Origin of the sequence: Pseudomonas sp. PDM31, assembly GCF_019218965.1 — a bacterium.
Classification (GTDB): Bacteria; Pseudomonadota; Gammaproteobacteria; order Pseudomonadales; family Pseudomonadaceae; genus Aquipseudomonas.
In genome coordinates this window covers 1-1,324 of the sequence record NZ_JAHUWS010000027.1, presented here as the reverse complement: position 1 = coordinate 1,324, position 1,324 = coordinate 1, and the positions used below count along the sequence as shown (strand labels likewise).

Genomic DNA, 1,324 nt, shown 5'->3' with positions numbered 1-1,324 from the left:
TGCCGTCGCTGAGGTTTTTCTCGTAGACGGTCAGCTCTCCACCGTAGACGTTCAGGCCGTCGAGGGTCACGGTGTCGTCGTTGTTGTGGATCTGCAGCACCAGGTTGGCGGTGCTGGTGTCGCCGTCCGCGTCGGTGATGGTGTACTGGAAGCTTTCGCTGCCGTCACCGCCGCCGTGCAGGGCTTTGAAGTCGGCGTCCGTGGTGTTCAGGGTGTAGGTGTAGGTGCCGTTGGCATTCAACACCAGGGTGCCATAAGTGCCGTTAAAGGTGCCGGGGGTGATCGGGCCGGCATTTTCGCCGGTCGGTACACGGTCGGCGCCCTGTACGTCGTTGGTCAGCACATTGCCGTTGAGGGTCAGCAAGGATTCCGAGGCGGTGCCGTTGCTGTCGTTTACACCCTTCGGCAGGTCGTCGACGATGTTGACGTTGATCTGCCCGGTTGCACTGTCGCCATCGGTGTCGGTAGCGACGACGCTGAAGTTCTCGACGACGCTGTTGGCGCCGTTGGCGTTCGGGTGGGTTTCGTTATCGACCAGGGTGTAGCTGTAGCTGATCACGCCCGTGGCCGGGTTGTAACCGGTGATGGTCAGGGTGCTGCCCAACGGGGTAGGTGCCGATTGCGGGAAGCCCGCCGCCACGCCGTTGGTGACCACGGCGATGCCGCCGACGGTCAGGGTTTGCAGGCCGTCCAGCGCCGTCACGGTGAAGGTGCCGCTCTGGGTCAGCGCCGAGGTGGCTGGGTTGCTGCCGTCGCTGAGGTTTTTCTCGTAGACGGTCAGCTCTCCACCGTAGACGTTCAGGCCGTCGAGGGTCACGGTGTCGTCGTTGTTGTGGATCTGCAGCACCAGGTTGGCGGTGCTGGTGTCGCCGTCCGCGTCGGTGATGGTGTACTGGAAGCTTTCGCTGCCGTCACCGCCGCCGTGCAGGGCTTTGAAGTCGGCGTCGGTGGTGTTGAGGGTGTAGGTGTAAGTACCGTTGGCATTCAACACCAGGGTGCCGTAAGTGCCGTTGAAGGTGCCGGGGGTGATCGGGCCGACGTTTTCGCCAGTCGGTACGCGGTCGGCGCCCTGTACGTCGTTGGTCAGCACATTGCCGTTGAGGGTCAGCAGGGATTCCGAGGCAGTACTCGCATTGCTGTCGTTCACCCCGGCAGGCAGGTCGTCCACAACGTTGACGTCGAGACTGGCATTGGCGGTGGTGCCGTTGTCATCGACCACGGTCACGGCGAACTGCTCGGACAGCGTGTTGGCGCCGTTGGCGGTTGGGTGCGCTTCGTTATCGGTGAGGGTGTAGCTGTAGCTGACCACGCCGGTAGTGGCATT

General features: G+C 62.9%; 1 protein-coding gene. It reads right to left on the bottom strand.

Translation table 11 applies throughout. The features are described 5' to 3' along the window. A partial coding sequence (locus KW839_RS27275; RefSeq protein WP_218426042.1) for an Ig-like domain-containing protein occupies positions 1-1,324 on the bottom strand: 1,324 nt, incomplete at both ends.